This window comes from Leisingera sp. JC1 (assembly GCF_001679925.1).
Classification (GTDB): Bacteria; Pseudomonadota; Alphaproteobacteria; order Rhodobacterales; family Rhodobacteraceae; genus Leisingera.
The window spans coordinates 38159-61201 of the sequence record NZ_LYUZ01000080.1; the positions used below are offsets into that span (position 1 = coordinate 38159).

The following is a 23043-nucleotide window of genomic DNA, read 5'->3' on the forward strand; positions in this document are numbered from 1 at the left end:
CTCACTCCACCGTCACCGATTTCGCCAGGTTGCGCGGCTGGTCCACGTCGGTGCCTTTGGCAACCGCGGTGTGATAGGCCAGCAGCTGCGCCGGAATGGCATAGAGGATCGGCGACAGAGCCTCCTTGATGCGGGGCATCCGGATCGCGCACCAGACGTCGTCGCCTGCCTCGTCAATGCCGTCCTGGTCAGAGATCATCAGCACCTTGCCCTTGCGTGCCAGCACTTCCTGCATGTTGGAAACCGACTTGTCGAACAGCGAGTCCTTGGGCGACAGCACCACCACCGGCATGTTCTTGTCGATGAGGGCAATGGGGCCGTGCTTCAGCTCGCCGGAGGCATAAGCTTCGGCGTGGATGTAGCTGATTTCCTTCAGCTTCAAGGCGCCTTCCAGCGCCAGCGGGAACATCAGGCCGCGGCCCAGGAACAAGACGTCACGGGCTTCGCTGACCTTCTGCGCTGCCAGGCGGATCGCCTCGTTCTGCTCCAGCGCGGAGGACAGCACATTGGGCAGCCCGCGGATCGCAGTGGCGTATTCGGCCATTTCCTCAGGCGAAAGGTGCCCGCGGTCGCAGGCAGCCTTGAGCGCCAGCGCCAGCAGCACCGTCAGCTGGCAGGTGAACGCTTTGGTCGAGGCCACGCCGATTTCCGGCCCGGCAAAGATCGGCAGCGCCAGATCGCTTTCCCGCGCGATGGAGCTTTCGGGGACGTTCACCACCGACAGGATCTTGTCCGCCTTTTCCTGGCAGTAGCGCAGCGCCGCCAGGGTGTCGGCGGTTTCTCCCGATTGGGACACGAACAGCGCCAGGGTTTTGCCGGGGATCGGCGGCTCGCGGTAGCGGAATTCGGAGGCGATATCGACCTCGACCGGCAGGCGGGCGATCTGCTCGAACCAGTATTTTGCAGTCAGGCAGGCATAGAATGCGGTGCCGCAGGCAACCATGGTCAGCCGCTCGACTTGCGAGAAATCCACGCCTTCGCCGGGCAGGCGCACGGCGTTTTCCTCAACCGGCAGGTAGTGGCGGATGGCCTCGGCAATCACATGCGGCTGCTCGGCGATTTCCTTGGCCATGAAATGCTTGTGGCCGCCCTTGTCGACCTGGGAGGAGTCGATCTGGATGGTTTTGGTTTCGCGGTTCACCAGCTCGCCGTTTGCGCCGCGGATCTCGGCGCCGGCGCGGGTGACAACAGCCCGGTCGCCTTCTTCCAGATAGGTGATCCGGTCGGTCAGCGGCGCCAGGGCAATGGCGTCGGAACCCACGAACATCTCGCCGTCGCCATGACCGATCGCCAGGGGCGAGCCTTTGCGGGCGGCGATAATCAAGTCTTCTTCGCCGTCAAACAGGAAGGCCAGGGCAAAGGCTCCCTCCAGCAGGTCGAGGGTCTTGAAAGCGGCATCGACGGGGGAGTGCCCCTCTTTCAGATAGCGTTCCGTCATCAGGGCGACAGTTTCGGTGTCGGTCTCTGTGCGGAACTCCATGCCGCAGTTCAGAAGCTCTGCGCGCAGTTCCTTGTAGTTCTCGATGATCCCATTGTGGACCACCGCCACGGCGCCGGCGCGGTGCGGGTGGGCATTGCTGACCGACGGCGCGCCATGGGTGGCCCAGCGGGTGTGGCCGATGCCGGCCTTGCCGGCCAGCGGTTCATGCACCAGGAGGTCGGAGAGGTTCACCAGCTTGCCCACTGCTCGGCGGCGGCGCAGGGCGCCGTTGTTCACCGTGGCGATCCCGGCGCTGTCATAGCCGCGGTATTCCAGCCGCTTCAACGCCTCGACCAGGATCGGGGCGGCTTCGTGATTGCCCAGTACGCCGACAATTCCGCACATCACTTGGCTCCCTTCTGCAGGCGGGCCTTTTTGGCGCGCAGCATGTCCATCAGCTTGCGCGCGCGGCCCGGTTTGTTGCTTTGCTCGGCGCGGCCGATGGCCAGATCGCCGTCTTCCACATTCTTGGTCACCACGGCGCCGGTGGCGGTCATCGCCTCGTTGCCGACGCGAACCGGGGCCACCAGCATGGTGTTCGATCCGATAAAGGCGCGGGCGCCGATCTCGGTGCGGTGCTTCATCACCCCGTCATAGTTGCAGGTAATCGTGCCTGCGCCAATATTTGTCGCTTCACCGACCGACGCATCGCCGATGTAGCTGAGGTGGTTGACCTTGGCGCCTTCGGCAATCTCGGCGTTCTTGATCTCGACGAAGTTGCCGATGTGGGTGTTTTCAGCCAGCTCCGCGCCGGGACGCAGGCGCGCATACGGCCCGACCTTGGCGCCGCGGCTGACGTGGCAGCCTTCCAGATGCGAAAACGCACGGATCAGCGCGCCGCTTTCTACTGTGACGCCGGGGCCGAAGACCACGTTGGGCTCGATTACGGTGTCGCGGCCGATGAAGGTATCAAAGGCAAGGTAGACGGTTTCCGGCGCCATCAGGGTGACGCCCAGTTCCATCAGGTCCGCCCGGGCGCGCGCCTGGAACAGTGCATCCGCCTGCGCCAGTTCGGCGCGGGAATTGACGCCCAGCGTCTCTGCCTCATCGCAGGACACGGCGGTGACGTTCAGACCCTCGCGCCGGGCCAGCTCCACCAGATCGGTCAGGTAGTATTCGCCGGAGGCGTTTTCATTGCCGACCTTGGCGATCAGATCGAACATCGCGCTGGCCTTGCCCGCCATCAGGCCGGAGTTGCAGAAGGAAATCGCGCGCTCCGCCTCAGTGGCGTCCTTGAACTCGACAATCCGCTCCAGGCTGTCGCCCTGCATCACCAGGCGGCCGTAACGGCCCGGATCGGCAGCTTCGAACCCCAGCACCACCAGGTCAGCGCGCTGGCGGGCCTCAACCATGCGCTCCAGCGTGTCCGCGCTGACAAAGGGCGTGTCGCCATAAAGCACAACCACATCGCCTTCGAACCCGTCCAGCGCGGTGCGGGCCTGATCGACCGCATGGGCGGTGCCAAGCTGCTCCTCCTGCAGGACAACTTCGGCCTCTTCGTCGATTTCGGCAACTGCCGCACGCACCTCATCCGCCCCGTGGCCTGCCACGATGATGGTGCGCTCCGGCGCCAGTGTGCGGCCCGCGGCCATCGCATGCTCCAGCATCGGCGCCTGGGCAATCGGGTGCAGCACTTTCGGAAGGTCGGAGTTCATCCGCGTGCCTTTACCGGCCGCCAGGATGACAAGGGCAATGCTCATAATCGCTTTTCTCTTTGTCTTTTTAGCGCTCCCGTTTTATCCGCTAACAGGCGGGGCGCAAGGGATAGCGCCATCAAACAAGATTGCGGGCTGCAACATGCGGCGGCGGAAAAGTGCCGAAAGGGCAGGACATGCGAACGGTTATCTTCGATCTGGACGGCACGCTGGCGGATACCTCGGGCGATCTGCTGGCCGCGGCCAACGCCTGTTTCCGGCAGATGGGGCTGGGCGATGTTCTGGACCGCCCGGAGGATGCTGCCGTCGCTCTGCGCGGCGGACGCAACATGCTGGCGACCGGCCTGAAGCGGGCAGGGCAGTTCGATCAGGCCACCGTTGATGAGTTCTATCCGGTGCTGCTGGAAGCCTACCGCGATGCCATCGACCACCACACCGTGCTGTATCCCGGCGCGATGACAGCAGTGGAAGAATTGAAAACCGCAGGTTTCGGCGTCGGCATCTGCACCAACAAGCCGGAAGGATTGGCGGACCAACTGATGCGCAGCCTAGGTGTACGCGACAACTTTGCCTCCTTGGTCGGGGCCGACACGCTGCCGGTGCGCAAGCCTGATCCCGCGCCGCTGTTTGAGGCCGCCCGCCGCGCAGGCGGCGACCCGGCCCGCACCCTGCTGGTCGGGGACAGCGACACCGACCGCAACACCTCGGCAAATGCCGGCGTGCCGTCGGTGCTGGTGACCTTCGGTCCCTCGGGCGATGATATGGCGGCGCTGAAGCCCGAAGCTCTGCTCGACCGCTTCGAGGACCTTCTGGACGTCGCGGAGCGGCTGATTGCGTGATACCGCAACTTAGTTTCGGGAAAACCGTCTGTCCGGCTTCCCCCTTGACCGCTGGCCGCCCGCGGCTCACAAACGCCGCATGAGCGAGACATTTACCGGGTCATTCACCCAGCAGGAACCCATCCCCGAAGACGCCATCGAGGCCGCGCTGGCGGTGCTTCGGCACGGGCGGCTGCACCGCTATAACGTGGCAGAGGGCGAAGAGGGTGAAACCGCGCTGCTGGAGCAGGAGTTCGCGGCGCAGATGGGTGCGAAATACTGCCTGGCGGTGGCGTCCGGCGGCTATGCGCTGGCAACCTCGCTGCGGGCTGTCGGGGTGAAGCCCGGCGGCAAGGTGCTGACCAACGCTTTCACGCTGGCGCCCGTGCCGGGATCCATTGCCTCTGTCGGGGCGGAACCGGTGTTCGTCGAAGTCACCGAAGACCTGACCATTGATCTGGATGATCTGGCGGCCAAGGCGGCTCAGGCCAAGGTGCTGATGCTGTCGCACATGCGCGGGCACCTTTGCGACATGGACCGGCTGATGGCGATCTGCGATGCTGCCGGTATCACAGTGATCGAGGATTGCGCCCACACCATGGGGGCCTCCTGGAACGGGGTGCTGTCGGGCCGCCAAGGGGCAGTGGGCTGCTATTCCTGCCAGACCTACAAGCATGTGAACTCGGGCGAGGGCGGGCTGCTCATCACCGACGACGAGGAAATTGCTGCCCGCGCCATCATGATGTCCGGCTCCTACATGCTCTATGGCCGCCATTTGGCGGCGCCGGGGCCGGAGGTGTTCGAGCGGGTGAAATACGAAACCCCCAACATCTCGGGCCGGATGGACAACCTGCGCGCCGCCGTCCTGCGGCCGCAGCTGCGGGATCTGAACACACAGGTGGAACGCTGGAACGACCGCTACCGCGCGGTCGAAGAGGGCCTGCGCGGCACGCCCGGCCTGACGGTGGTGGAGCGCCCCGCACAAGAGGTCTATGTCGGCTCCTCAATCCAGTTCCTGCTTCTGGACTGGTCCGAGGAGGCAGTGCAGGAGGCGGTGCGCCGCTGCGCCGCCCGCGGGGTGGAACTGAAATGGTTCGGCACGCCGGAGCCCGTCGCATTCACCTCCCGCTACGACAGCTGGCGCTATGCGGACACCCCGCGGCTGCCGCAAAGCGACCGCATCCTTGCAGGCATCATAGACATGCGGGTGCCGCTGACCTTCAGCCTGGAGGACTGCGCCCAGATCGCGCGCATCATCCGGGCTGAGGTCTCTGCCGTCTATCAGTCCGCCTGATAGAGCGGCACCGTTGAAATCGAGACCTTGGCCGATCCGTCGGTCAGCTCTGCCGCGTGGGCGGCATAGATCAGCGTCTGGTTGGCCTCGTCAAAGATCCGCTTTACCCGCAGCGATTTCAGGATGATCGAACGCGACGCGCGGAACACATCCTCGCCGCCGCGGCTGCGGTCGATGTCACCCACCGTTATTGGGCCGGTCTGGCGGCAAGCGATGGAGGCATTTGAGGGATCCTCGAACCAGTTGCCCTTGGACAGCCGGTCGATTAGTCCGCGCTCGAAATAGGCGATATGGCAGGTTACGCCTTCGACCTTGGGGTCGGCGATGGCCTCGATGATGATGTCGTTGCCCACCCAGTCGACGCCGATCTCCCCGACCTCTTCAGCGGCGGCGGGCAGGCTCAGCAGGCAAAATGCGGCGGCCAGGGTCTGTTTCAATCGTGTCATGCGGTGCTCCTGTCGGTGCTGCGGGGAAAATGTTTCCTCATTTCTCAAATGTCTACGCGCAGGTCCGGTGAAAAGATCCCTGGAACCTTTTTCCGGCAGCGGACGTTGAGCCCCCGCAACGGCGCAACGAGGCGCCTAATAACGAAATGGCATTGAGGAGAAAACGATGCACACGTCCAAAATCGCCCTGACCGCTTCCACTCTGGCCCTGCTGGCCGCCCCGGTTTGGGCGAATGTCCAGGCGCAGGCTGTCACCGATCTGAACCTGCGTGCGGGTCCGGGGCCGCAGCATGAAATCGTCGGTGTGATTGCGGCAGAGGGTGCCGTCGATCTGGAAGGCTGCATCGAGGAGAGCAACTGGTGCAAGGTCAGCTACGAAGGCGCTGACGGCTGGGCCTACGGCGAATACCTGACCGGCGCCGTCACCGAGCAATATGTGCCGGTGGTGGCCAAGGACAGTCCGGTGCAGATCAGTACCGTGACCTATGAAAATACCGGCGAACACGATGAGGAAGTTGGCGCCATCACCGGTGCCATCACCGGCGGCCTTATCGCTGGCCCGGCTGGTGTCGTTGCCGGGGCGATTACAGGCGCCGTCGCAGGTGAGGCAGTGGTGCCGGACGAACAGGTTGTGACCTATGTGCGCAGCCATGCCACCGAACCCGTCTATGTTCAGGGCGAAGTGGTGACTGGCGTCGTGATCCCGGAAGGAGTGCAGCTGACCCCGGTTCCGGACACCGGCTACCGCTATGTCTACCTGAACGGCCTGCCGGTCCTGGTGGAGGCGGACAGCCGCACCGTGGTCCATGTGGTCCGCTGATCCAAGCTGACCCAATTTGAAACTGCTTTAGGCGGGCGGCCCCATGCGGGCCGCCCGCTGCCGTTCAGGCACCCCAACCAGGAACACGATTGACCCGAATCGCGGGCTCCTCTATTGAATTGAACAACTGTTCATATAATCGGCTCTGGCCTGGAGGATCTGCGGGATGTTCAACGCAAGCATGACTTTCGATCTTGGTGAGGACGTGAACGCGCTGCGCGATGTGGTTCACCGCTGGGCGCAGGATCGCGTCAAGCCGATGGCGCAGGAGATCGACCAGAAGAACGAGTTCCCTGCGGAGCTGTGGAAAGAGATGGGCGAGCTGGGCCTGCTGGGCATCACTGTTCCGGAAGAGTTCGGCGGTGCCGGCATGTCCTATCTGGCCCATACCGTCGCGATTGAGGAAATCGCCCGCGCCAGCGCTTCAGTCTCGCTGTCCTACGGTGCGCATTCCAACCTCTGCGTCAACCAGATCAAGCTGAACGGCAACGCGGAACAGAAGGCGAAATACCTGCCGCGGTTGCTGTCCGGCGAACACGTCGGCGCGCTGGCAATGTCCGAAGCAGGCGCTGGCTCCGATGTGGTCTCGATGAGCCTGCGTGCTGAAAAGCGCAACGACCACTTCCGCCTGAACGGCAACAAGTACTGGATCACCAACGGCCCCGACGCCGACACTTTGGTGGTCTATGCCAAGACTGATCCGGAGGCCGGCTCCAAGGGCATCACCGCCTTCCTGATCGAAAAGGAATTCAAGGGCTTCTCCACCTCCAAGCATTTCGACAAGCTGGGGATGCGCGGCTCCAACACCGCCGAGCTGGTGTTCGAGGATGTGGAGGTCCCGTTCGAAAACATCCTGGGCGAAGAAGGCAAGGGCGTGCGCGTGCTGATGTCCGGCCTGGATTACGAGCGCGTGGTGCTGGCGGGCATCGGCACCGGCATCATGGCTTCCTGCATGGATGAGATGATGCCCTACATGGCAGAGCGCAAGCAGTTCGGCCAGCCGATCGGGAACTTCCAGCTGATGCAGGCCAAGATCGCCGACATGTACACCGCGATGAACACCGCGCGGGCCTATGTCTATGAGGTTGCCAAGTCCTGCGACAAGGGCACCGTGACCCGCCAGGACGCAGCGGCCTGCTGCCTCTATGCTTCTGAGGTCGCGATGACCCAGGCGCACCAGGCGGTGCAGGCCTTTGGCGGCGCAGGTTACCTGTCCGACAATCCGGTTGGCCGGATTTTCCGCGATGCCAAGCTGATGGAGATCGGTGCGGGCACCTCTGAGATCCGCCGGATGCTGATCGGCCGCGAGCTGATGGGCACCATGTAAATGCAAAACCCCGCGCATCCGAAGGGAAGCGCGGGGGCTGAAACAGGCCCGGCGGCACGAGGCAAGCTGCCAAGCCTTATCTGGATCACCAAGGATCAGAAGCGGTGCACGTAAGCGAAGTTCACGACAACCGGATCGATCTCAGCGGTGCCGATGGCGGCGCCGTCCAGGGTTGCGTCGGTGTCGATGTCCATCCAGCGGACGTTGAACCGCAGCGCGCCATTGTCGGAGATCTGGTAGTCGGCACCGGCGTTCACCGCGATGCCAAAGCTGTCGTCCAGCTTGAGCGTGCCAAGCGCGGTCTCTTCCTCAAAGAAGGTGGTGTAGTTCAGGCCAAGGCCGAGGAACGGCTTGATCACACCCTGGGTGGGGAAGTGGTAGTTGACCGAAAGGGTCGGCGGCAGTTGCTTGGCGGAGGCCGCATAGGCGCCACCCAAGTTGACGTCATGCTCAAACGGTGTGGCCGCCAGCAGCTCGACACCCCAGTTGTCACGGAAGAAGTACTCAACGGTCAGCGACAGCGCGGTACCGTCATCAATGTCAGCCAGCGCGCCGGCCAGGGTGCCATTATCGGATTTCGGGTTCACATTGGCGATACCAACGCCGACGGTCCAATCGCCTTGCTCCTGAGCAATTGCGGGGGCGGCCATTGCGGCCAGGGCGGAGGTCAGCGCAAGCGCGGAAACCATGCGTTTCATGGGGTGCGTCCCTTTTCTTGTGTTCACCTCGACGTAATGCGCCCGAAACGAACCGCAGACCCTGATCTGAGTCAAATCGGCGCGCTGTTACCTGTTGAAAATACGAAGAAAAGACGCATACCAGTTATGCGTTTCGGGAATGTCTAAACATGCATCAAAATCGTAACATTCCCGGGCTTCGCGCAGACGGCAGCTGGAACTTGCCAGAGCGGTTGAACATGGCGGCGCAATGCCTGGCACAGCCGGACGATGCGCTGGCGCTGATCGACATGACCTCCTCCGCCCGCCGGGACATTTCCTATGGCGAACTGAAGGCAATGACCGACGGGCTGGCGCGTTACCTGCTGACCCGCATCCAGCCGGGCGACCGGGTGGGCGTGCTGCTCAGCCAGTCGCCCTGGTGCGCGGCGGCGCATCTGGCGATCTGGAAGGCAGGCGGCATTTCGGTGCCGCTGTTCAAGCTGTTCAAACATGACGCGCTGGCCTCGCGTGCCGGTGACGCCGGGGTGCGGTTCGTGTTCACCGATCCGGAAGGCGCGGAATTGCTGGGCGATCTGGCCGAGGCGGTGATGGCCGACACCGCTGGGATTGACGGCGGCCCGGTGCCTTTCGCCGACACCACCCCGGAAACCCCCGCGGTGCTGATCTACACCTCCGGCACCACAGGCAGCCCCAAGGGCGCGCTGCACGGCCACCGGGTGCTGACCGGCCACCTCCCGGGTGTTGCCATCAGCCATGATCACCTCGGCCAGCCGGGGGATGTCCTTTGGACCCCGGCGGACTGGGCCTGGATCGGCGGGCTGTTCGACGTGCTGATGCCGGGCCTTGCGCTGGGCGTGCCGGTGGTTGCTGCGCGGCTGGACAAGTTCACGCCACAGGCCTGCGCGGATCTCATCGCCAAGGCCGGGGTGCGCAACATCTTCTTCCCGCCAACCGCGCTGCGGATGCTGAAGGCAGCGGGGCAGGGGCTCGACGGTCTGCGTTCTGTTGCCAGCGGCGGAGAGCCCCTGGGCGCAGAGATGCTCGCTTGGGGCCGGCGGCAACTGGGCGTCACCATCAACGAATTCTACGGCCAGACCGAGTGCAACATGGTGGCCTCCTCCTGTGCCGCCGATTTCGAGCCGCGCCCGGGCTGCATTGGCAAGGCGGTGCCGGGGCATGAGCTGGCGGTGATCAACGAGGCAGGCAAACCCACGCAAGGCGAGGGCGACGTCGCCATCCGCCGCGGCTCTGCTTCGATGCTGCTGGAATACTGGAACCGGCCCGAAGAGACCGCCGCCAAGTTCCGCGGGGACTGGCTGGTGACCGGCGACCGCGGCATCTGGGAGGGCGATTACCTGCGCTTTGTCGGCCGCGAGGATGATGTGATCACCTCCGGCGGCTACCGCATCGGCCCGGCGGAAATCGAGGACTGCCTGCTGACCCACCCCGCGGTGGCGACAGTGGGCGTGGTTGGCAAGCCCGACCCCCTGCGCACCGAAATCGTCAAGGCCTATGTGGTGCTGAAACCCGGCGCCTCAGTCTCGGAGCAGGAACTGCAGGACTGCGTCAAGGACCGCCTCGCGCATTATTCCTACCCGCGCGAGGTCGCCTTCCTTGAACAGCTGCCAATGACCGTGACCGGCAAGGTGATCCGTAAGGAGCTGAAGGCGCGCGCGGCAGGGGAAGCCGAATGACCCAGGGTGCTGCATACCCGGCGTACGCTGCCCCAACCGGAATGAAAGAAATATCCCGTATAACGGGACACAGCCTAACCCCTACAATGGGAGAGTGGACATGAAACTCACATCCAAGGCGATGCCCTCCTCGGACGGCTTCAAGCAGAACCGCGAGGCGCATCTGGACGCGCTTGCGCAGATCAGCGAGGCGGCGGAGGCCGCGCGCATGGGCGGCGGCGAGAAATCCCGCGCCCGCCATGAAAGCCGCGGCAAGATGCTGCCGCGCCGCCGGGTAGCGAACCTGCTGGATCCCGGCTCTCCGTTCCTGGAGATCGGCGCCACCGCGGCGCATGCCATGTATGACGGCGCTGCACCCTCGGCGGGTGTGATTGCAGGCATCGGCCGGGTGCACGGGCAGGAGGTCATGGTGGTCTGCAATGACGCCACCGTGAAGGGCGGCACCTATTACCCGATGACGGTCAAGAAACACCTGCGCGCGCAGGAGATTGCGGAGGAAAACCGTCTCCCCTGCATCTATCTGGTCGACTCCGGCGGCGCCAACCTGCCCAATCAGGACGAGGTTTTTCCGGACCGCGACCATTTCGGGCGCATCTTCTACAACCAGGCGCGTATGTCGGCCAAGGGCATCCCGCAAATTGCCGTGGTTATGGGCTCCTGTACCGCGGGCGGCGCTTATGTGCCTGCAATGTCGGATGTCACCATCATTGTAAAGGAACAGGGCACCATCTTCCTGGCCGGCCCGCCGCTGGTGAAGGCCGCCACGGGGGAGGTCGTCAGCGCCGAGGACCTGGGCGGCGGCGATGTGCACACGCGCCTCTCCGGCGTGGCCGACTACCTGGCCGAGGATGACGCCCACGCGCTGGCGCTGGCCCGGCGCTCGGTGCAGTCGCTGAACATCACCAAACCGCTGACGGTGAACTGGGCCAGCCCCGAGGAACCCGCCTATGATCCCGAGGAAATCCTCGGTGTGGTTCCAGGAGACCTGCGCACGCCCTATGACATCCGCGAGGTGATCGCGCGTCTGGTGGACGGTTCGCGCTTTGACGAATTCAAGCCGCGTTTCGGCGAAACCCTGGTCACCGGCTTTGCCCACCTCAAGGGCTGCCCGATCGGCATCATCGCCAACAACGGCGTGCTGTTTTCCGAGGCGGCCCAGAAGGGCGCGCATTTCGTTGAGCTGTGCAGCCAGCGCAAGATCCCGCTGGTGTTCCTGCAAAACATCACCGGCTTCATGGTCGGCCGCAAATACGAAAACGAAGGTATCGCCCGCCACGGCGCCAAGATGGTGACCGCGGTGGCGACCACCAATGTGCCGAAGATTACCATGCTGGTCGGCGGCTCCTTCGGTGCCGGCAACTACGGCATGTCGGGCCGCGCCTATTCCCCGCGCTTCCTGTGGACCTGGCCGAATTCCCGCATCTCGGTGATGGGCGGCGAGCAGGCCGCGGGCGTGCTGGCAACTGTGAAACGCGACGCCATCGAACGCCAAGGTGGCAGTTGGAGCACTGAGGAGGAGGCGGAGTTCAAGCGCCCCACCATCGAGATGTTCGAGGAGCAGAGCCACCCGCTTTATGCCTCTGCGCGTCTCTGGGATGATGGCATCATCGACCCGCGCAAATCCCGCGACGTGCTGGCCCTGTCGCTGAGCGCTGCCCTGAATGCCCCGATCGAAGACACGCGCTTCGGCGTCTTCCGGATGTGAGGATCTCCCATGTTTGACAAAATCCTGATTGCCAACCGCGGAGAGATTGCCTGCCGCGTGATGGAAACCGCCCGTGCCATGGGGGTGCGGACCGTGGCTGTTTACTCCGACGCCGATGCCGCCTCCAAACACGTGGCGCTGGCGGATGAGGCCGTGCATATCGGCGGCCCGGCGCCGGCAGACAGCTATCTGAAGGGCGATGAGATCATCCGCGTCGCACAGGAAACCGGCGCCCAGGCGATCCATCCGGGCTACGGCTTCCTGTCGGAAAACCCGAAGTTCGTCGAGGCGGTGGAGGCCGCGGGCCTCACCTTCATCGGGCCGTCGGCGGATGCGATCCGCAAGATGGGCCTCAAGGACGCCGCTAAGGCGCTGATGGAGGAGGCCGGCGTGCCAGTGGTGCCGGGCTATCACGGCACCAATCAGGACCCGGAGTTTCTGGCCGGCGAGGCGGGGAAAATCGGTTATCCGGTGCTGATCAAGGCGGTTGCCGGCGGCGGCGGCAAGGGGATGCGGCTGGTCGAGAAGCCATCCGAGTTCGTCGATGCCCTGAAAAGCGCCCAGGGCGAGGCGACCACCGCATTCGGCAACCCGGACGTCTTGATCGAGAAATACATCCAGCAGCCGCGGCACATCGAGGTGCAGGTCTTTGGCGACGGCGAAACCGCAGTGCATCTGTTCGAGCGCGACTGCTCCCTGCAGCGCCGCCATCAGAAGGTGATCGAGGAAGCGCCCGCGCCGGGCATGACCGCGGAGATGCGTGAGGCGATGGGCCAGGCCGGTGTGCGCGCGGCTGAGGCCATCGGCTACAAGGGCGCGGGGACGGTGGAATTTATCGTCGACGGCTCTGACGGGCTGCACACCGACGGGTTCTGGTTCATGGAAATGAACACACGCCTGCAGGTGGAGCATCCGGTGACGGAGCTAATCACCGGCGTTGATCTGGTGGAGTGGCAGCTGCGTGTTGCCTCTGGCGAGAGCCTGCCTGCCAAGCAGGAAGACCTCACTATCACCGGCCACGCGTTTGAGGCACGGCTTTATGCGGAGGACGTGCCCAAGGGCTTCCTGCCTGCAACCGGCACGCTGACCCATCTGTCCTTCCCGGCAGAAGCCCGCGCCGACAGCGGTGTGCGGGCAGGGGACACCATCAGCCCCTGGTACGACCCGATGATCTCCAAGGTGATCGTGCATGGCTCCACCCGCAAGGTGGCGCTGTCGCGGCTGGCGCGCGCACTGGAGGAGACGCAGGTCGGCGGCACCGTCACCAACCTCGCCTTTCTCGGCGCACTGGCGGCGCATGAGGGGTTTGCCAATGGCGAGGTGGACACCGGCCTGATTGCCCGCGATCTGGACGCGCTGACAGCGGCACCGGTGGTGGAGCTGCGCCACAAGGCGGCGGCCGGCATGGTGGCGCTGAATCTGGTGGAGGCTGTACCGGACACCGGCTTTATCCTCTGGGCGCCCCTGCACCGGGCTGTCACCCTGTCCCATGCGGGCGAGGAGTTCACGGCGGACGTGCAGGTGGACGGGGTGGACCGGCAGATGTGGACCGTTGATGGCGAAACCGTCGTGGCCGAACGCAGCCAGGGCCAATGGCGCATTGATGAACGCCGGATGCCCGCGGTGTCTCAGTCGGGAACGCTGATCACCGTGCATGATGCCTATGGGCTGGAGTTCACCGCGATTGACCCGCTGGACCGCGATGCGGCAGCAGGCGGCGACAGCAACGTGATCGAGGCGCCGATGCCCGGTCTGGTCAAGGCGGTCTTTGCCGAAGCCGGCCAGGCGGTGAAAGAGGGCGACCGGCTGGCCATTCTGGAAGCGATGAAGATGGAGCATTCCCTGCTGGCGGCCCGCGACGGCGTGGTGGCGGAGGTTCTGGCTGCTGCCGGCGACCAGGTTGAGGCCGGGGCGGCGCTGGTGCGGCTGGAAGAAGAAGACGGCTGACCCGGGACCGGGGTGGCGCCTGCCGCCCCCGCTGCGGTTTGAGTATTTTTGGAAAGATGAAGCCGGAGGGCATTCCATGGGTGAATTTGCCGAAATCTTCGAGGTCGGCCCGCGCGACGGGCTGCAGAATGAAAAGCGGGAAATCCCGGTTGCGGAAAAGGTGGCGCTGACCGACTGCCTGAGCCGCGCCGGCTTCAAACGCATCGAAGTGGCAAGCTTCGTCTCGCCCAAATGGGTGCCGCAGATGGCGGGCAGCGCAGAGGTGCTGGCGGGCATCAACCGCGCCTCCGGTGTGCGCTATGCGGCGCTCACTCCCAACATGCGCGGCTACGAGGATGCGGTGGCTGCCAAGGCGGATGAGATTGCGGTCTTTGCCTCCGCTTCCGAAGGCTTCTCCAAGGCCAACATCAACGCCACCATCGAGGAAAGCATCACCCGCTTTCTTCCCATCCTGGAGGCCGCCAAGGAGATCGGGCTGCCGGTCCGGGGCTATGTCTCCTGCGTGACCGATTGCCCCTATGACGGCGCGACGCCGCCTGAACAGGTGGCGGAGGTGGCCGAACGGCTGTACGCGCTCGGCTGTTACGAGATATCACTGGGCGACACCATCGGGCAGGGCACCCCGGAGGCGATCACTGCGATGCTCAAGGCAGTCACCGCGCGGGTGCCCGCTGCACAGCTGGCAGGCCACTACCACGACACCGCGGGCCGGGCGCTCGACAATATCGAGGCCTCGCTGGCGCAGGGGGTGCGGGTGTTTGATGCGGCCGTGGGCGGCCTCGGCGGCTGCCCCTATGCGCCGGGCGCGGCGGGGAATGTGGCAACGGAAGCGGTGCACAAGCGCCTCACGGAATTGGGCTATAACACTGGGCTGAACGCAGATGTGCTGGAAGAGGCCGCAGCACTCGCCCGTGCCATGCGCGGCCTGCAGTAAGAATTCAGCGGAGACACAAGATGTTTGAGACAATCACCCTGGACACCGACGCCCGCGGCGTCTGCACCCTGACCCTGAACCGGGCTGAGAAGCACAACGCCATGTCTGGCCAGATGCTGCAGGAGCTGACCCTGGCGGCAAAACGGCTGGCCGAGGACGAAACCGTGCGCGTGGTTGTGCTGACAGGTGCGGGTAAGAGTTTTTGCGCGGGCGGCGACCTTGCTTGGATGCGGGCGCAGATGGATGCCGATGCCGAAACCCGCGCGCGCGAGGCGCGGGTGCTGGCGGAGATGCTGATGGCGCTCAACACCCTTCCGAAACCGCTGATTGGTGCGGTGCAGGGCAACGCCTTCGGCGGCGGTGTCGGAATGGCGTCGGTCTGCGACGTGGCCATTGGTGCGGATCATCTGAAGATGGGCTTGACCGAGACCAAGCTGGGTCTGATTCCCGCCACCATCGGCCCCTATGTCATCGCCCGCATGGGCGAGGCCAAGGCCCGGCGCGTGTTCATGTCGGCGCGTTTGTTCGGCGCGGCGGAAGCTGTCGAGCTTGGCCTGCTTGCCAAGGCGGTGCCCGCGGAGCAGCTGAGTGAGGCGGTCGAGGCGGAAGTTGCCCCCTATCTGAACTGTGCCCCCGGCGCGGTGGCGGCGGCCAAGAAGCTGGCCCGCGATCTGGGGCCGCGGCTGGATGACAGCGTGATCGACCATACAATCAAGGCGCTTGTGGAGCGCTGGGAAGGGGCGGAGGCAGGAGAGGGGATCGCGGCGTTCTTTGAAAAACGCAAACCGGCATGGCAAAGCTGAAAAGCGGCATATCTGACTCACGTTTTCATGGCGGCTGCAGTTCCCCCTGCGGCCGCTTTTCTTATGAAAACGCTTGGGAATTATCCCTGTGTTGCAACAGTGCTTTTTCTATCCAAACCCCTGTGGATTAACGTCGCTTTAGTTGACGCTCCGCAGGCGCGGGGGTATGCACAGTCCAAATCAACACGCCAATTGACGCCGCGCGGAAATCCGCCCGGGGAAAGGAGCTGCTCTTGGAAGAGATGTTGAGGGAATACCTGCCTATTCTGGTCTTCCTGGCCGTCGCGGCAGGTTTGGGGATTGTCCTTATCCTGGCAGCCGTCGTCCTGGCGGTCCGCAACCCGGACCCGGAAAAGGTCAGCGCCTATGAATGCGGTTTCAACGCCTTTGACGATGCCCGCATGAAATTCGATGTCCGGTTCTACCTGGTGTCGATTCTCTTCATCATTTTCGACCTGGAAATCGCTTTCCTGTTTCCCTGGGCTGTCGGTTTTAAGGATATCAGCGACCTCGGCTTCTGGTCGATGATGGTGTTCCTCGGAGTGCTGACCATCGGCTTTGCCTATGAGTGGAAGAAAGGGGCCCTGGAATGGCAGTGATGACCGGACCCAACACGGCGGGCGTGGACAAGGAAGTTGTCACCCGGGCCATCAATGCCGAGCTTCAGGATAAGGGCTTCCTGCTCACCTCGGCTGAGGACATCATCAACTGGGCGCGCACCGGCTCGCTTCACTGGATGACCTTTGGCCTCGCCTGCTGCGCGGTGGAGATGATGCATACCTCGATGCCGCGCTATGACGCCGAACGCTTCGGCATCGCGCCGCGCGCCTCGCCGCGCCAGTCGGACGTGATGATCGTCGCAGGCACCCTGACCAACAAGATGGCGCCGGCCCTGCGCAAGGTCTACGACCAGATGCCCGAGCCGCGTTACGTGATCTCGATGGGCTCCTGCGCCAACGGCGGCGGCTATTACCACTACAGCTATTCCGTGGTGCGCGGCTGCGACCGGGTTGTGCCGGTCGACGTCTATGTGCCCGGCTGTCCGCCGACGGCTGAGGCGCTGCTCTATGGCCTGATGCAGCTGCAGCGCAAGATCCGCCGCACCGGCACCCTGGTGCGCTAAGGAAGGGGCGGAGAAAACATGAGCGAAGCACTGAAAGAACTGGGCGCCCAGATTGAAGCCAAACGCCCCGATTGCGTGGTGGCCTGGGATGTGTCCTTTGATGAGCTGAACATCGACGTCACACCCTCGAACATCGCCGGTCTGGTGGAGTTCCTGAAACTGGACGCCAACTGCAAGTTTTCGACCCTGGTCGACATCACCGCAGTGGATTACCCCGACCGCGCCAAGCGGTTCGACGTCGTCTACCACTTCCTGTCGATGTACCGGAACCAGCGCATCCGCCTGCGCGCCGCCGTGCGCGAGGATGAGATGGTGCCCTCAATCGTGGACGTGCACCCCTCAGCCAACTGGTTCGAGCGGGAAGTCTACGACATGTTCGGCATCCTGTTCTCCGGCCACCCGGACCTGCGCCGGATCCTGACCGACTATGGCTTCCGCGGCTATCCGCTGCGCAAGGATTTCCCGACCACCGGTTATACCGAGGTCCGCTATGACGAGGCGCAGAAGCGCGTGGTCTATGAGCCGGTGAAGCTGGTGCAAGAATACCGCCAGTTTGATTTCATGTCCCCGTGGGAAGGTGCCGAATACATCCTGCCCGGCGACGAGAAGGAGGGGGCGCAATGATGGACGGCTCCAAATTTGACGACGGCAGCGTCGACGCGCTGAGCGGCGAGCAGAAGATCCGCAACTTCAACATCAACTTCGGCCCGCAGCACCCTGCGGCGCACGGGGTTCTGCGTCTGGTGCTGGAGCTTGACGGCGAGATCGTCGAGCGCTGCGACCCGCATATCGGCCTGCTCCATCGCGGCACCGAGAAGCTGATGGAAAGCCGCACCTACCTGCAGAACCTGCCGTATTTCGACCGCCTCGATTACGTGGCGCCGATGAACCAGGAACATGCCTGGTGCCTGGCCATCGAGAAGCTGACCGGCACCGAGGTGCCGCGCCGCGGCCAGCTGATCCGGGTGCTGTACTCGGAAATCGGCCGGGTGCTGAACCACCTCCTCAACGTCACAACGCAGGCGATGGACGTCGGCGCGCTGACCCCGCCGCTGTGGGGCTTTGAAGAGCGCGAAAAACTGATGATCTTCTACGAGCGGGCCTGCGGCGCACGCCTGCACGCGGCCTATTTCCGCCCTGGCGGCGTGCATCAGGACCTGCCGGACGAGCTGCTGGATGATATCGATCTCTGGGCGATGGAATTCCCCAAGGTGCTGGACGATATCGACGGCCTCTTGACCGAAAACCGAATCTTCAAGCAGCGCAACTGCGACATCGGTGTGGTGACCGAGAAGGACATCCAGGAATACGGCTTCTCCGGCGTCATGGTGCGCGGCTCCGGCCTTGCATGGGACCTGCGCCGCGCGCAGCCCTATGAATGCTATGACGAGTTCGAGTTTCTGGTGCCCGTCGGCAAGAACGGCGACTGCTATGACCGCTACCTCTGCCGGATGGAAGAGATGCGCCAGTCGACCTCGATCATCCGCCAGGCGATTGCCAAGCTGCGCGAAGCCACCGGCGACGTGCTGGCCCGCGGCAAGCTGACCCCGCCCAAGCGCGGCGACATGAAGACCTCGATGGAAAGCCTGATCCACCATTTCAAGCTGTACACCGAAGGCTTCCACGTCCCCGCAGGCGAGGTTTACGCCGCCGTCGAGGCGCCCAAGGGCGAGTTCGGTGTCTATCTGGTGGCGGACGGGTCCAACAAACCCTACCGCTCCAAGATCCGCGCGCCGGGCTTCCTGCACCTGCAGGCAATGGACCACGTTGCCAAGGGCCACCAGCTGGCCGACGTCGCCGCCATCATCGGCACCATGGACGTCGTTTTTGGAGAGATTGACCGCTAATGCTTCGCCGTCTGCATTCCGAACAACCCGACAGCTTTGCCTTCACCCCGGCCAACCAGGCATGGGCTGAGGCGCAGATCACCAAATATCCTGAGGGCCGTCAGGCCTCTGCGGTCATTCCGCTTTTGTGGCGTGCGCAGGAGCAGGAAGGCTGGGTCACCAAACCCGCGATCGAAGCCGTGGCCGATATGCTCGGCATGGCTTATATCCGGGTGCTGGAGGTTGCTTCCTTCTACTTCATGTTCCAGCTGCAACCGACCGGCTCCGTTGCCAATATCCAGATCTGCGGCACCACGTCCTGCATGATCTGCGGCGCCGAGGACCTGGTGGCGGTCTGCAAGGAAAAGATTGCCGAGAAGCCGCACACCTTGTCAGCGGATGGCAAGTTCACCTGGGAAGAGGTCGAGTGCCTGGGGGCCTGCACCAACGCCCCGATGGCGCAGATCGGCAAGGATTACTACGAAGACCTGACCATCGAGAGCTTTACCAAACTGCTGGACGATCTGGCGGCTGGCAAGGTTGTGGCACCCGGCCCGCAGAACGGCCGTTACGCGGCGGAGCCGAAATCCGGCCTGACCTCTCTGACCGACTTCGACAGCGGCAAGACGCAGTACAATGCCTCTGTGCAGCTGGCGATGGACATCAAGGACGGCGTCAAGCGCATCCAGGGTGATGAAGTGCCGCTGCTGACCCCCTGGGTCGGCAAGGACGGCGTTGTTGCCGGCCGTGCAGCCGAAGGCCAGCCGCCGAAAGCCCCCGAGGCGCCCAAACCTGCCGTGAAGCAGGCGGAGGAAGCCGCCAAGGCCGCACCCAAGAAGTCGGCTGCAGCTGAGCCGTCCTCGCCGGAAGGCGCGGCGGCAAAGCCTGCGGACGGCAAGACCGGTGACGCTGAAACAGCAGAAGCCCAACCCGAGGTTCTGAAAGAGGCCCGCGGCGGCCTGCCCGATGATCTGAAGCTCCTGAAGGGGGTTGGCCCCAAGCTGGAAGAAAAGCTCAACGAACTGGGTTTCTTCCACTTTGACCAGATCGCCGAATGGACTGAGGCAGAGGTCGCCTGGGTCGATGCCCGGCTCAAGTTCAAAGGCCGGATCGAGCGGGACGGCTGGATCGAGCAGGCCAAGCGCCTGGCGGTGGGTGACGAGACCGAGTTCGCGAAACGTGCCAAAGAAGAGCACATCTACGACGACAAAGAAGACTGATCGGATGCGGCCCGGGCGGGCCGACTCCGGGTGATAGGGAACAGATGAGCAAGGAACAGGACCAGGCCATTGCAGCAAAGGGCCGGCACATCGCACTGGTGATCGCCGGGACCATTTCGCTGTGGATCGTGGTCTCGCTGTTCATCGGCCCCATGCTGGGGCTGCCGGGGCGCTATGCGCTCTTGTTCGACTTCGCCGCGCTGGCGGGCATGATCTATGCCCTGGTCAACATATTTCAACTCTGGCGCATGCGCCGGGACAGCCAAAGGTAGGCACACATGCTGAAGGATCAGGACCGGATCTTTACCAACCTTTACGGGATGCACGACCGCAACCTGGCGGGCGCCAAGGCGCGCGGCCATTGGGACGGCACGGCCGGCATCATCGAAAAGGGCCGCGACTGGATCATTCAGACGATGAAGGATTCCGGCCTGCGCGGCCGCGGCGGTGCGGGCTTCCCGACCGGCCTTAAGTGGTCCTTCATGCCCAAGGAAAGCGACGGCCGCCCGGCGTATCTGGTCATCAACGCCGACGAATCCGAGCCCGGCACCTGCAAAGACCGGGAAATCATGCGCCACGATCCGCACACGCTGATCGAGGGCGCGCTGATCGCCTCCTTCGCGATGAACGCGCATACCTGCTATATCTACCTGCGCGGCGAATACATCCGCGAGCGCGAGGCGCTGCAGGCCGCAATCGACGAATGCTATGACAAGGGGCTGCTGGGCAAGAACGCGGCCGGCTCCGGCTGGGATTTCGACGTCTTCCTGCACCACGGGGCAGGGGCCTACATCTGCGGCGAAGAAACCGCGCTGATCGAGAGCCTGGAAGGCAAGAAGGGCATGCCCCGGATGAAGCCGCCGTTCCCGGCGGGTGCGGGCCTGTATGGCTGCCCGACCACCGTGAACAACGTGGAATCCATTGCGGTTGTGCCGACCATTTTGCGCCGCGGCGCCGACTGGTTCGCCTCCTTCGGCCGCCAGAACAACGCGGGCACCAAGCTGTTTGCGATTTCCGGCCACGTCAACAACCCCTGTGTTGTCGAAGAGGCGATGTCGATCGGTTTTGAGGAACTGATCGAGAAGCATTGCGGCGGCATCCGCGGCGGCTGGGACAACCTGCTGGCGGTGATCCCCGGCGGCTCCTCCGTCCCGTGCGTGCGCGGCGAGAACATGCGCGACGCGATCATGGACTTCGACTACCTGCGCGGCGAACTGGGCTCCGGCCTCGGCACCGCGGCGGTGATCGTGATGGACAAGCAGACCGACATCATCAAGGCGATCTGGCGCTTGTCCAAGTTCTACAAGCACGAAAGCTGTGGCCAGTGCACCCCCTGCCGCGAAGGCACCGGCTGGATGATGCGTGTCATGGACCGTCTGGTGAAGGGCGAGGCCGAGCTGGAAGAAATCGACATGCTGTGGGACGTGACCAAGCAGGTCGAGGGCCACACCATCTGCGCCCTTGGCGACGCGGCGGCCTGGCCGATCCAGGGCCTGATCAAGAACTTCCGCGAGGAAATCGAGGACCGCATCAAGGCCCAGAAAACCGGCCGCATGGGCGCGATGGCAGCGGAATGACAAGTCGGCACAGAAATAAACTCTTAAGCTCTGTGCTTTTTGCCGCATCTTTTGCCGGTGCACAGCCGGCGCTTGCAGCAAACCGGGCCGCTCATGAAAGAGCGGCAGGCGAAATATTTGCTGCTGATATGATGGGAAACTGTAACGGCGTCGCACTTATCGGAGGGGCTGACTATCAGGCGTTCGTCCTAGCGGCGACGGAGGTTGCCTCGCAACAGGGGCTGCGTAAGAACAAACTGCGCAAACTTTTGTTTTACGGACAAACGGCTTGGCTCAAGGAACAAGCCGCTGATGTACTGAGTGCGCGGGGAATTGACGCCGGATCCCAACGGTCCGTTTGTTCCCTCGCTAGGAAAGTGGCCGGCAAAAATGACGCAATTGGCCGCTATTTGGAGCTGGAATAACTGATGGAAGCCTATGCCGCATATTCCCATGCTCTGGCCGCGCTGGTAATCTTTAGCCTGATCACCCTGGCGCTGTCGCCGTTTTCGGCGCTGGCCAAGCAGAAGGCGGGCCTTGCACCAGGTGCAACACCGCGGGAGGATTATGCGGAAAAGGCCTACCGGCTGAACCGGGCCTATCTGAACGGCTGCGAAACGCTGCCGGCCTTTCTGACTGTGACACTGGTGGCAATCCTGGCGGGCGCGGCACCGTTCTGGGTGAACCTGCTGGCCTCTGTGGCGGTGGTGTCACGTGCGGTCATGATTTTCATTCACCTGCAGGGCATCGGCAAACCGCACAGCGGCCCGCGCTCTGTTTTCTACGTTCTTGGCTGGGCCTGCATGGCGGGTCTGGCGATCTTGGCATTGGCGGCAGTATTTTGAGCATGATGAAGACATACCGGATGGCCGTTCCGGCGGCCTGCCTGGCGGCTCTGGCGCTGGTTTCGGCCTGCGGAACCTCCACGACCAACAAGAACCGCGAGCTGTACGACGGCGTGGCGTTCAAGGCGAAGGCCAAGCCCATCGACAAGAAGACAAACCCGGCGGTGTTCCAGATCGACATCAAGGGCGTTGAGCGCTCGGTCAAGGGCGCGCGCGAAGCGGCGGCGCATGGCGGTACCGCCTATTGCGTGACCACCTACGGGTCCTCAAAGATTGACTGGGCCAATGACCCGCGTGACGAAGAGACCCCGCTGACCATCACTGATGGCCGGGCTGTGTTCCAGGGGACCTGCACCCCGTGAGCGGATTTCCGGCATATCAGGGCCTTACGGTCCGGCTGCTATTGCATAGCAGCACCGCGCGCCTGCGCATGGGGGCTTCGAAACTGAAGGAGACCCATGCCATGCGTGCCCTGATTGCCGCTGTTCTGTCCACTGTTGTTGCCCTGCCTGCCGCGGCGCTGGCGAAACCGTCGCTGCGCGATGTGCAGGAAATCGAAGACCCGCTGTTTGCCGTTGCCGTGGCCAAGGAAGTCTCGGATTACTGCGACGATATTTCCCCGCGCTACCTGAAAGGGCTCGGCGAGTTGCGCCGGCTCAAAGCGCGGGCGAATGCGCTGGGTTACTCGGACGCGGAAATCCGCAGCTACATCGAATCTGATGCTGAAAAGGCCCGGATGCGCGCCAAGGGAGAACAGCTCCTGGCGCAGAACGGCGTTGACTACGGCGAACCCGAAACCTTCTGCGCCTATGGCCGCGCAGAGATTGAGAAAAACAGCGCGATCGGCGTGTTACTGAGGGCGAAATAGAC

General features: G+C 63.7%; 24 protein-coding genes. 20 read left to right on the forward strand and 4 right to left on the reverse strand.

All coding sequences use genetic code 11. The features are described from left to right. Position 1: 1 nt before the first annotated feature. Positions 2-1825 carry a glutamine--fructose-6-phosphate transaminase (isomerizing) gene (gene glmS / locus A9D60_RS07875; RefSeq protein ID WP_065267071.1) on the reverse strand — a complete coding sequence of 608 codons (1824 nt, stop codon included), beginning with the start codon at positions 1823-1825 and terminating at the stop codon, positions 2-4. After that, the gene (gene glmU / locus A9D60_RS07880; RefSeq protein ID WP_065267072.1) at positions 1825-3180 is read right to left on the reverse strand and encodes a bifunctional UDP-N-acetylglucosamine diphosphorylase/glucosamine-1-phosphate N-acetyltransferase GlmU; all 1356 of its coding nucleotides are present in this window, start codon (positions 3178-3180) and stop codon (positions 1825-1827) included. The genes glmS and glmU overlap by 1 nt, the downstream gene beginning before the upstream one ends. 131 nt (positions 3181-3311) lie before the next feature. On the opposite strand from glmU, the gene A9D60_RS07885 reads away from it, so the two are divergent. Together A9D60_RS07885 and A9D60_RS07890 are read left to right on the forward strand one after the other, a co-directional pair. After that, entirely contained in the window at positions 3312-3974 is a 663-nt protein-coding gene (locus tag A9D60_RS07885) for an HAD-IA family hydrolase (protein WP_065267073.1), read from the forward strand. A 79-nt stretch (positions 3975-4053) separates the two neighbouring features. Continuing rightward, complete coding sequence (locus A9D60_RS07890) at positions 4054-5247, forward strand: DegT/DnrJ/EryC1/StrS family aminotransferase (protein WP_065267074.1); 1194 nt, start codon at positions 4054-4056, stop codon at positions 5245-5247. Here A9D60_RS07890 and A9D60_RS07895 read toward each other — a convergent pair. Then, positions 5235-5693, reverse strand: coding sequence for a CreA family protein (locus A9D60_RS07895; RefSeq protein WP_065267075.1), 459 nt, complete (start codon positions 5691-5693; stop codon positions 5235-5237). The genes A9D60_RS07890 and A9D60_RS07895 overlap by 13 nt on opposite strands. A 166-nt stretch (positions 5694-5859) precedes the next feature. Here A9D60_RS07895 and A9D60_RS07900 point away from each other — a divergent pair, with 166 nt between their 5' ends. Both A9D60_RS07900 and A9D60_RS07905 read left to right on the forward strand, forming a co-directional pair. Then, on the forward strand, positions 5860-6513 hold the full coding sequence (locus A9D60_RS07900) for a DUF1236 domain-containing protein (protein ID WP_065267076.1): 654 nt from the start codon (positions 5860-5862) through the stop codon (positions 6511-6513). Between the two features lie 166 nt (positions 6514-6679). After that, positions 6680-7840: an isovaleryl-CoA dehydrogenase gene (locus tag A9D60_RS07905; protein ID WP_065267077.1), complete on the forward strand. Its 1161-nt coding sequence runs from the start codon at positions 6680-6682 to the stop codon at positions 7838-7840. A gap of 95 nt (positions 7841-7935) precedes the next feature. On the opposite strand, the gene A9D60_RS07910 is transcribed toward A9D60_RS07905, so the two are convergent. Continuing rightward, entirely contained in the window at positions 7936-8538 is a 603-nt protein-coding gene (locus A9D60_RS07910) for an OmpW/AlkL family protein (RefSeq protein ID WP_065267078.1), read from the reverse strand. Between the two features lie 149 nt (positions 8539-8687). Here A9D60_RS07910 and A9D60_RS07915 point away from each other — a divergent pair, with 149 nt between their 5' ends. The 16 genes from A9D60_RS07915 (at position 8688) to A9D60_RS07990 (ending at position 23041) form a co-directional block, all read left to right on the forward strand. Further along, the gene (locus tag A9D60_RS07915) at positions 8688-10214 is read left to right on the forward strand and encodes an AMP-binding protein (RefSeq protein ID WP_065267079.1); all 1527 of its coding nucleotides are present in this window, start codon (positions 8688-8690) and stop codon (positions 10212-10214) included. Between the two features lie 100 nt (positions 10215-10314). Then, positions 10315-11919: a carboxyl transferase domain-containing protein gene (locus A9D60_RS07920; protein ID WP_065267080.1), complete on the forward strand. Its 1605-nt coding sequence runs from the start codon at positions 10315-10317 to the stop codon at positions 11917-11919. Between the two features lie 9 nt (positions 11920-11928). Continuing rightward, on the forward strand, positions 11929-13866 hold the full coding sequence (locus A9D60_RS07925; RefSeq protein WP_065267081.1) for an acetyl-CoA carboxylase biotin carboxylase subunit: 1938 nt from the start codon (positions 11929-11931) through the stop codon (positions 13864-13866). 76 nt (positions 13867-13942) lie between these two features. Further along, positions 13943-14800, forward strand: coding sequence for a hydroxymethylglutaryl-CoA lyase (locus A9D60_RS07930; RefSeq protein WP_065267082.1), 858 nt, complete (start codon positions 13943-13945; stop codon positions 14798-14800). A gap of 20 nt (positions 14801-14820) precedes the next feature. Next, positions 14821-15603 carry a crotonase/enoyl-CoA hydratase family protein gene (locus tag A9D60_RS07935; protein WP_065267083.1) on the forward strand — a complete coding sequence of 261 codons (783 nt, stop codon included), beginning with the start codon at positions 14821-14823 and terminating at the stop codon, positions 15601-15603. 233 nt (positions 15604-15836) lie between these two features. Further along, a complete protein-coding gene (locus A9D60_RS07940) occupies positions 15837-16202 on the forward strand; it encodes an NADH-quinone oxidoreductase subunit A (protein WP_019295998.1) in 366 nt (121 codons plus the stop codon). Further along, a complete protein-coding gene (locus A9D60_RS07945; protein WP_019295997.1) occupies positions 16193-16726 on the forward strand; it encodes a NuoB/complex I 20 kDa subunit family protein in 534 nt (177 codons plus the stop codon). The genes A9D60_RS07940 and A9D60_RS07945 overlap by 10 nt, the downstream gene beginning before the upstream one ends. A gap of 18 nt (positions 16727-16744) precedes the next feature. Beyond that, positions 16745-17350 carry an NADH-quinone oxidoreductase subunit C gene (locus A9D60_RS07950; RefSeq protein WP_065267084.1) on the forward strand — a complete coding sequence of 202 codons (606 nt, stop codon included), beginning with the start codon at positions 16745-16747 and terminating at the stop codon, positions 17348-17350. Beyond that, positions 17350-18573: an NADH-quinone oxidoreductase subunit D gene (locus tag A9D60_RS07955; protein ID WP_175392922.1), complete on the forward strand. Its 1224-nt coding sequence runs from the start codon at positions 17350-17352 to the stop codon at positions 18571-18573. Before A9D60_RS07950 ends, A9D60_RS07955 begins: the two co-directional genes overlap by 1 nt. After that, positions 18573-19772: an NADH-quinone oxidoreductase subunit E gene (locus tag A9D60_RS07960; RefSeq protein WP_065267086.1), complete on the forward strand. Its 1200-nt coding sequence runs from the start codon at positions 18573-18575 to the stop codon at positions 19770-19772. The genes A9D60_RS07955 and A9D60_RS07960 overlap by 1 nt, the downstream gene beginning before the upstream one ends. A 44-nt stretch (positions 19773-19816) precedes the next feature. Next, positions 19817-20044 (forward strand): DUF5337 domain-containing protein, encoded by a 228-nt coding sequence (locus tag A9D60_RS07965; RefSeq protein WP_019295993.1) that lies wholly within the window; start codon positions 19817-19819, stop codon positions 20042-20044. 6 nt (positions 20045-20050) lie between these two features. Beyond that, complete coding sequence (nuoF, locus tag A9D60_RS07970) at positions 20051-21349, forward strand: NADH-quinone oxidoreductase subunit NuoF (protein WP_065267087.1); 1299 nt, start codon at positions 20051-20053, stop codon at positions 21347-21349. 32 nt (positions 21350-21381) lie between these two features. Next, on the forward strand, positions 21382-21753 hold the full coding sequence (locus tag A9D60_RS07975; RefSeq protein ID WP_175392921.1) for a hypothetical protein: 372 nt from the start codon (positions 21382-21384) through the stop codon (positions 21751-21753). 3 nt (positions 21754-21756) lie between these two features. Further along, the gene (locus A9D60_RS07980; RefSeq protein ID WP_065267089.1) at positions 21757-22173 is read left to right on the forward strand and encodes an MAPEG family protein; all 417 of its coding nucleotides are present in this window, start codon (positions 21757-21759) and stop codon (positions 22171-22173) included. A gap of 2 nt (positions 22174-22175) precedes the next feature. Next, the gene (locus tag A9D60_RS07985) at positions 22176-22535 is read left to right on the forward strand and encodes a hypothetical protein (protein WP_254656648.1); all 360 of its coding nucleotides are present in this window, start codon (positions 22176-22178) and stop codon (positions 22533-22535) included. 101 nt (positions 22536-22636) lie between these two features. Continuing rightward, entirely contained in the window at positions 22637-23041 is a 405-nt protein-coding gene (locus A9D60_RS07990; protein ID WP_065267103.1) for a DUF5333 domain-containing protein, read from the forward strand. Positions 23042-23043: the final 2 nt, after the last annotated feature.

Bases quoted from the DNA above. Each gene is read 5' to 3' on its own strand.
- glmS (WP_065267071.1), bottom strand. From the start codon at position 1,825: ATGTGCGGAATTGTCGGCGTACTGGGCAATCACGAAGCCGCCCCGATC.
- glmU (WP_065267072.1), bottom strand. From the start codon at position 3,180: ATGAGCATTGCCCTTGTCATCCTGGCGGCCGGTAAAGGCACGCGGATG.
- A9D60_RS07885 (WP_065267073.1), top strand. From the start codon at position 3,312: ATGCGAACGGTTATCTTCGATCTGGACGGCACGCTGGCGGATACCTCG.
- A9D60_RS07890 (WP_065267074.1), top strand. From the start codon at position 4,054: ATGAGCGAGACATTTACCGGGTCATTCACCCAGCAGGAACCCATCCCC.
- A9D60_RS07895 (WP_065267075.1), bottom strand. From the start codon at position 5,693: ATGACACGATTGAAACAGACCCTGGCCGCCGCATTTTGCCTGCTGAGC.
- A9D60_RS07900 (WP_065267076.1), top strand. From the start codon at position 5,860: ATGCACACGTCCAAAATCGCCCTGACCGCTTCCACTCTGGCCCTGCTG.
- A9D60_RS07905 (WP_065267077.1), top strand. From the start codon at position 6,680: ATGTTCAACGCAAGCATGACTTTCGATCTTGGTGAGGACGTGAACGCG.
- A9D60_RS07910 (WP_065267078.1), bottom strand. From the start codon at position 8,538: ATGAAACGCATGGTTTCCGCGCTTGCGCTGACCTCCGCCCTGGCCGCA.
- A9D60_RS07915 (WP_065267079.1), top strand. From the start codon at position 8,688: ATGCATCAAAATCGTAACATTCCCGGGCTTCGCGCAGACGGCAGCTGG.
- A9D60_RS07920 (WP_065267080.1), top strand. From the start codon at position 10,315: ATGAAACTCACATCCAAGGCGATGCCCTCCTCGGACGGCTTCAAGCAG.
- A9D60_RS07925 (WP_065267081.1), top strand. From the start codon at position 11,929: ATGTTTGACAAAATCCTGATTGCCAACCGCGGAGAGATTGCCTGCCGC.
- A9D60_RS07930 (WP_065267082.1), top strand. From the start codon at position 13,943: ATGGGTGAATTTGCCGAAATCTTCGAGGTCGGCCCGCGCGACGGGCTG.
- A9D60_RS07935 (WP_065267083.1), top strand. From the start codon at position 14,821: ATGTTTGAGACAATCACCCTGGACACCGACGCCCGCGGCGTCTGCACC.
- A9D60_RS07945 (WP_019295997.1), top strand. From the start codon at position 16,193: ATGGCAGTGATGACCGGACCCAACACGGCGGGCGTGGACAAGGAAGTT.
- A9D60_RS07950 (WP_065267084.1), top strand. From the start codon at position 16,745: ATGAGCGAAGCACTGAAAGAACTGGGCGCCCAGATTGAAGCCAAACGC.
- A9D60_RS07955 (WP_175392922.1), top strand. From the start codon at position 17,350: ATGGACGGCTCCAAATTTGACGACGGCAGCGTCGACGCGCTGAGCGGC.
- A9D60_RS07960 (WP_065267086.1), top strand. From the start codon at position 18,573: ATGCTTCGCCGTCTGCATTCCGAACAACCCGACAGCTTTGCCTTCACC.
- A9D60_RS07965 (WP_019295993.1), top strand. From the start codon at position 19,817: ATGAGCAAGGAACAGGACCAGGCCATTGCAGCAAAGGGCCGGCACATC.
- nuoF (WP_065267087.1), top strand. From the start codon at position 20,051: ATGCTGAAGGATCAGGACCGGATCTTTACCAACCTTTACGGGATGCAC.
- A9D60_RS07980 (WP_065267089.1), top strand. From the start codon at position 21,757: ATGGAAGCCTATGCCGCATATTCCCATGCTCTGGCCGCGCTGGTAATC.
- A9D60_RS07985 (WP_254656648.1), top strand. From the start codon at position 22,176: ATGATGAAGACATACCGGATGGCCGTTCCGGCGGCCTGCCTGGCGGCT.
- A9D60_RS07990 (WP_065267103.1), top strand. From the start codon at position 22,637: ATGCGTGCCCTGATTGCCGCTGTTCTGTCCACTGTTGTTGCCCTGCCT.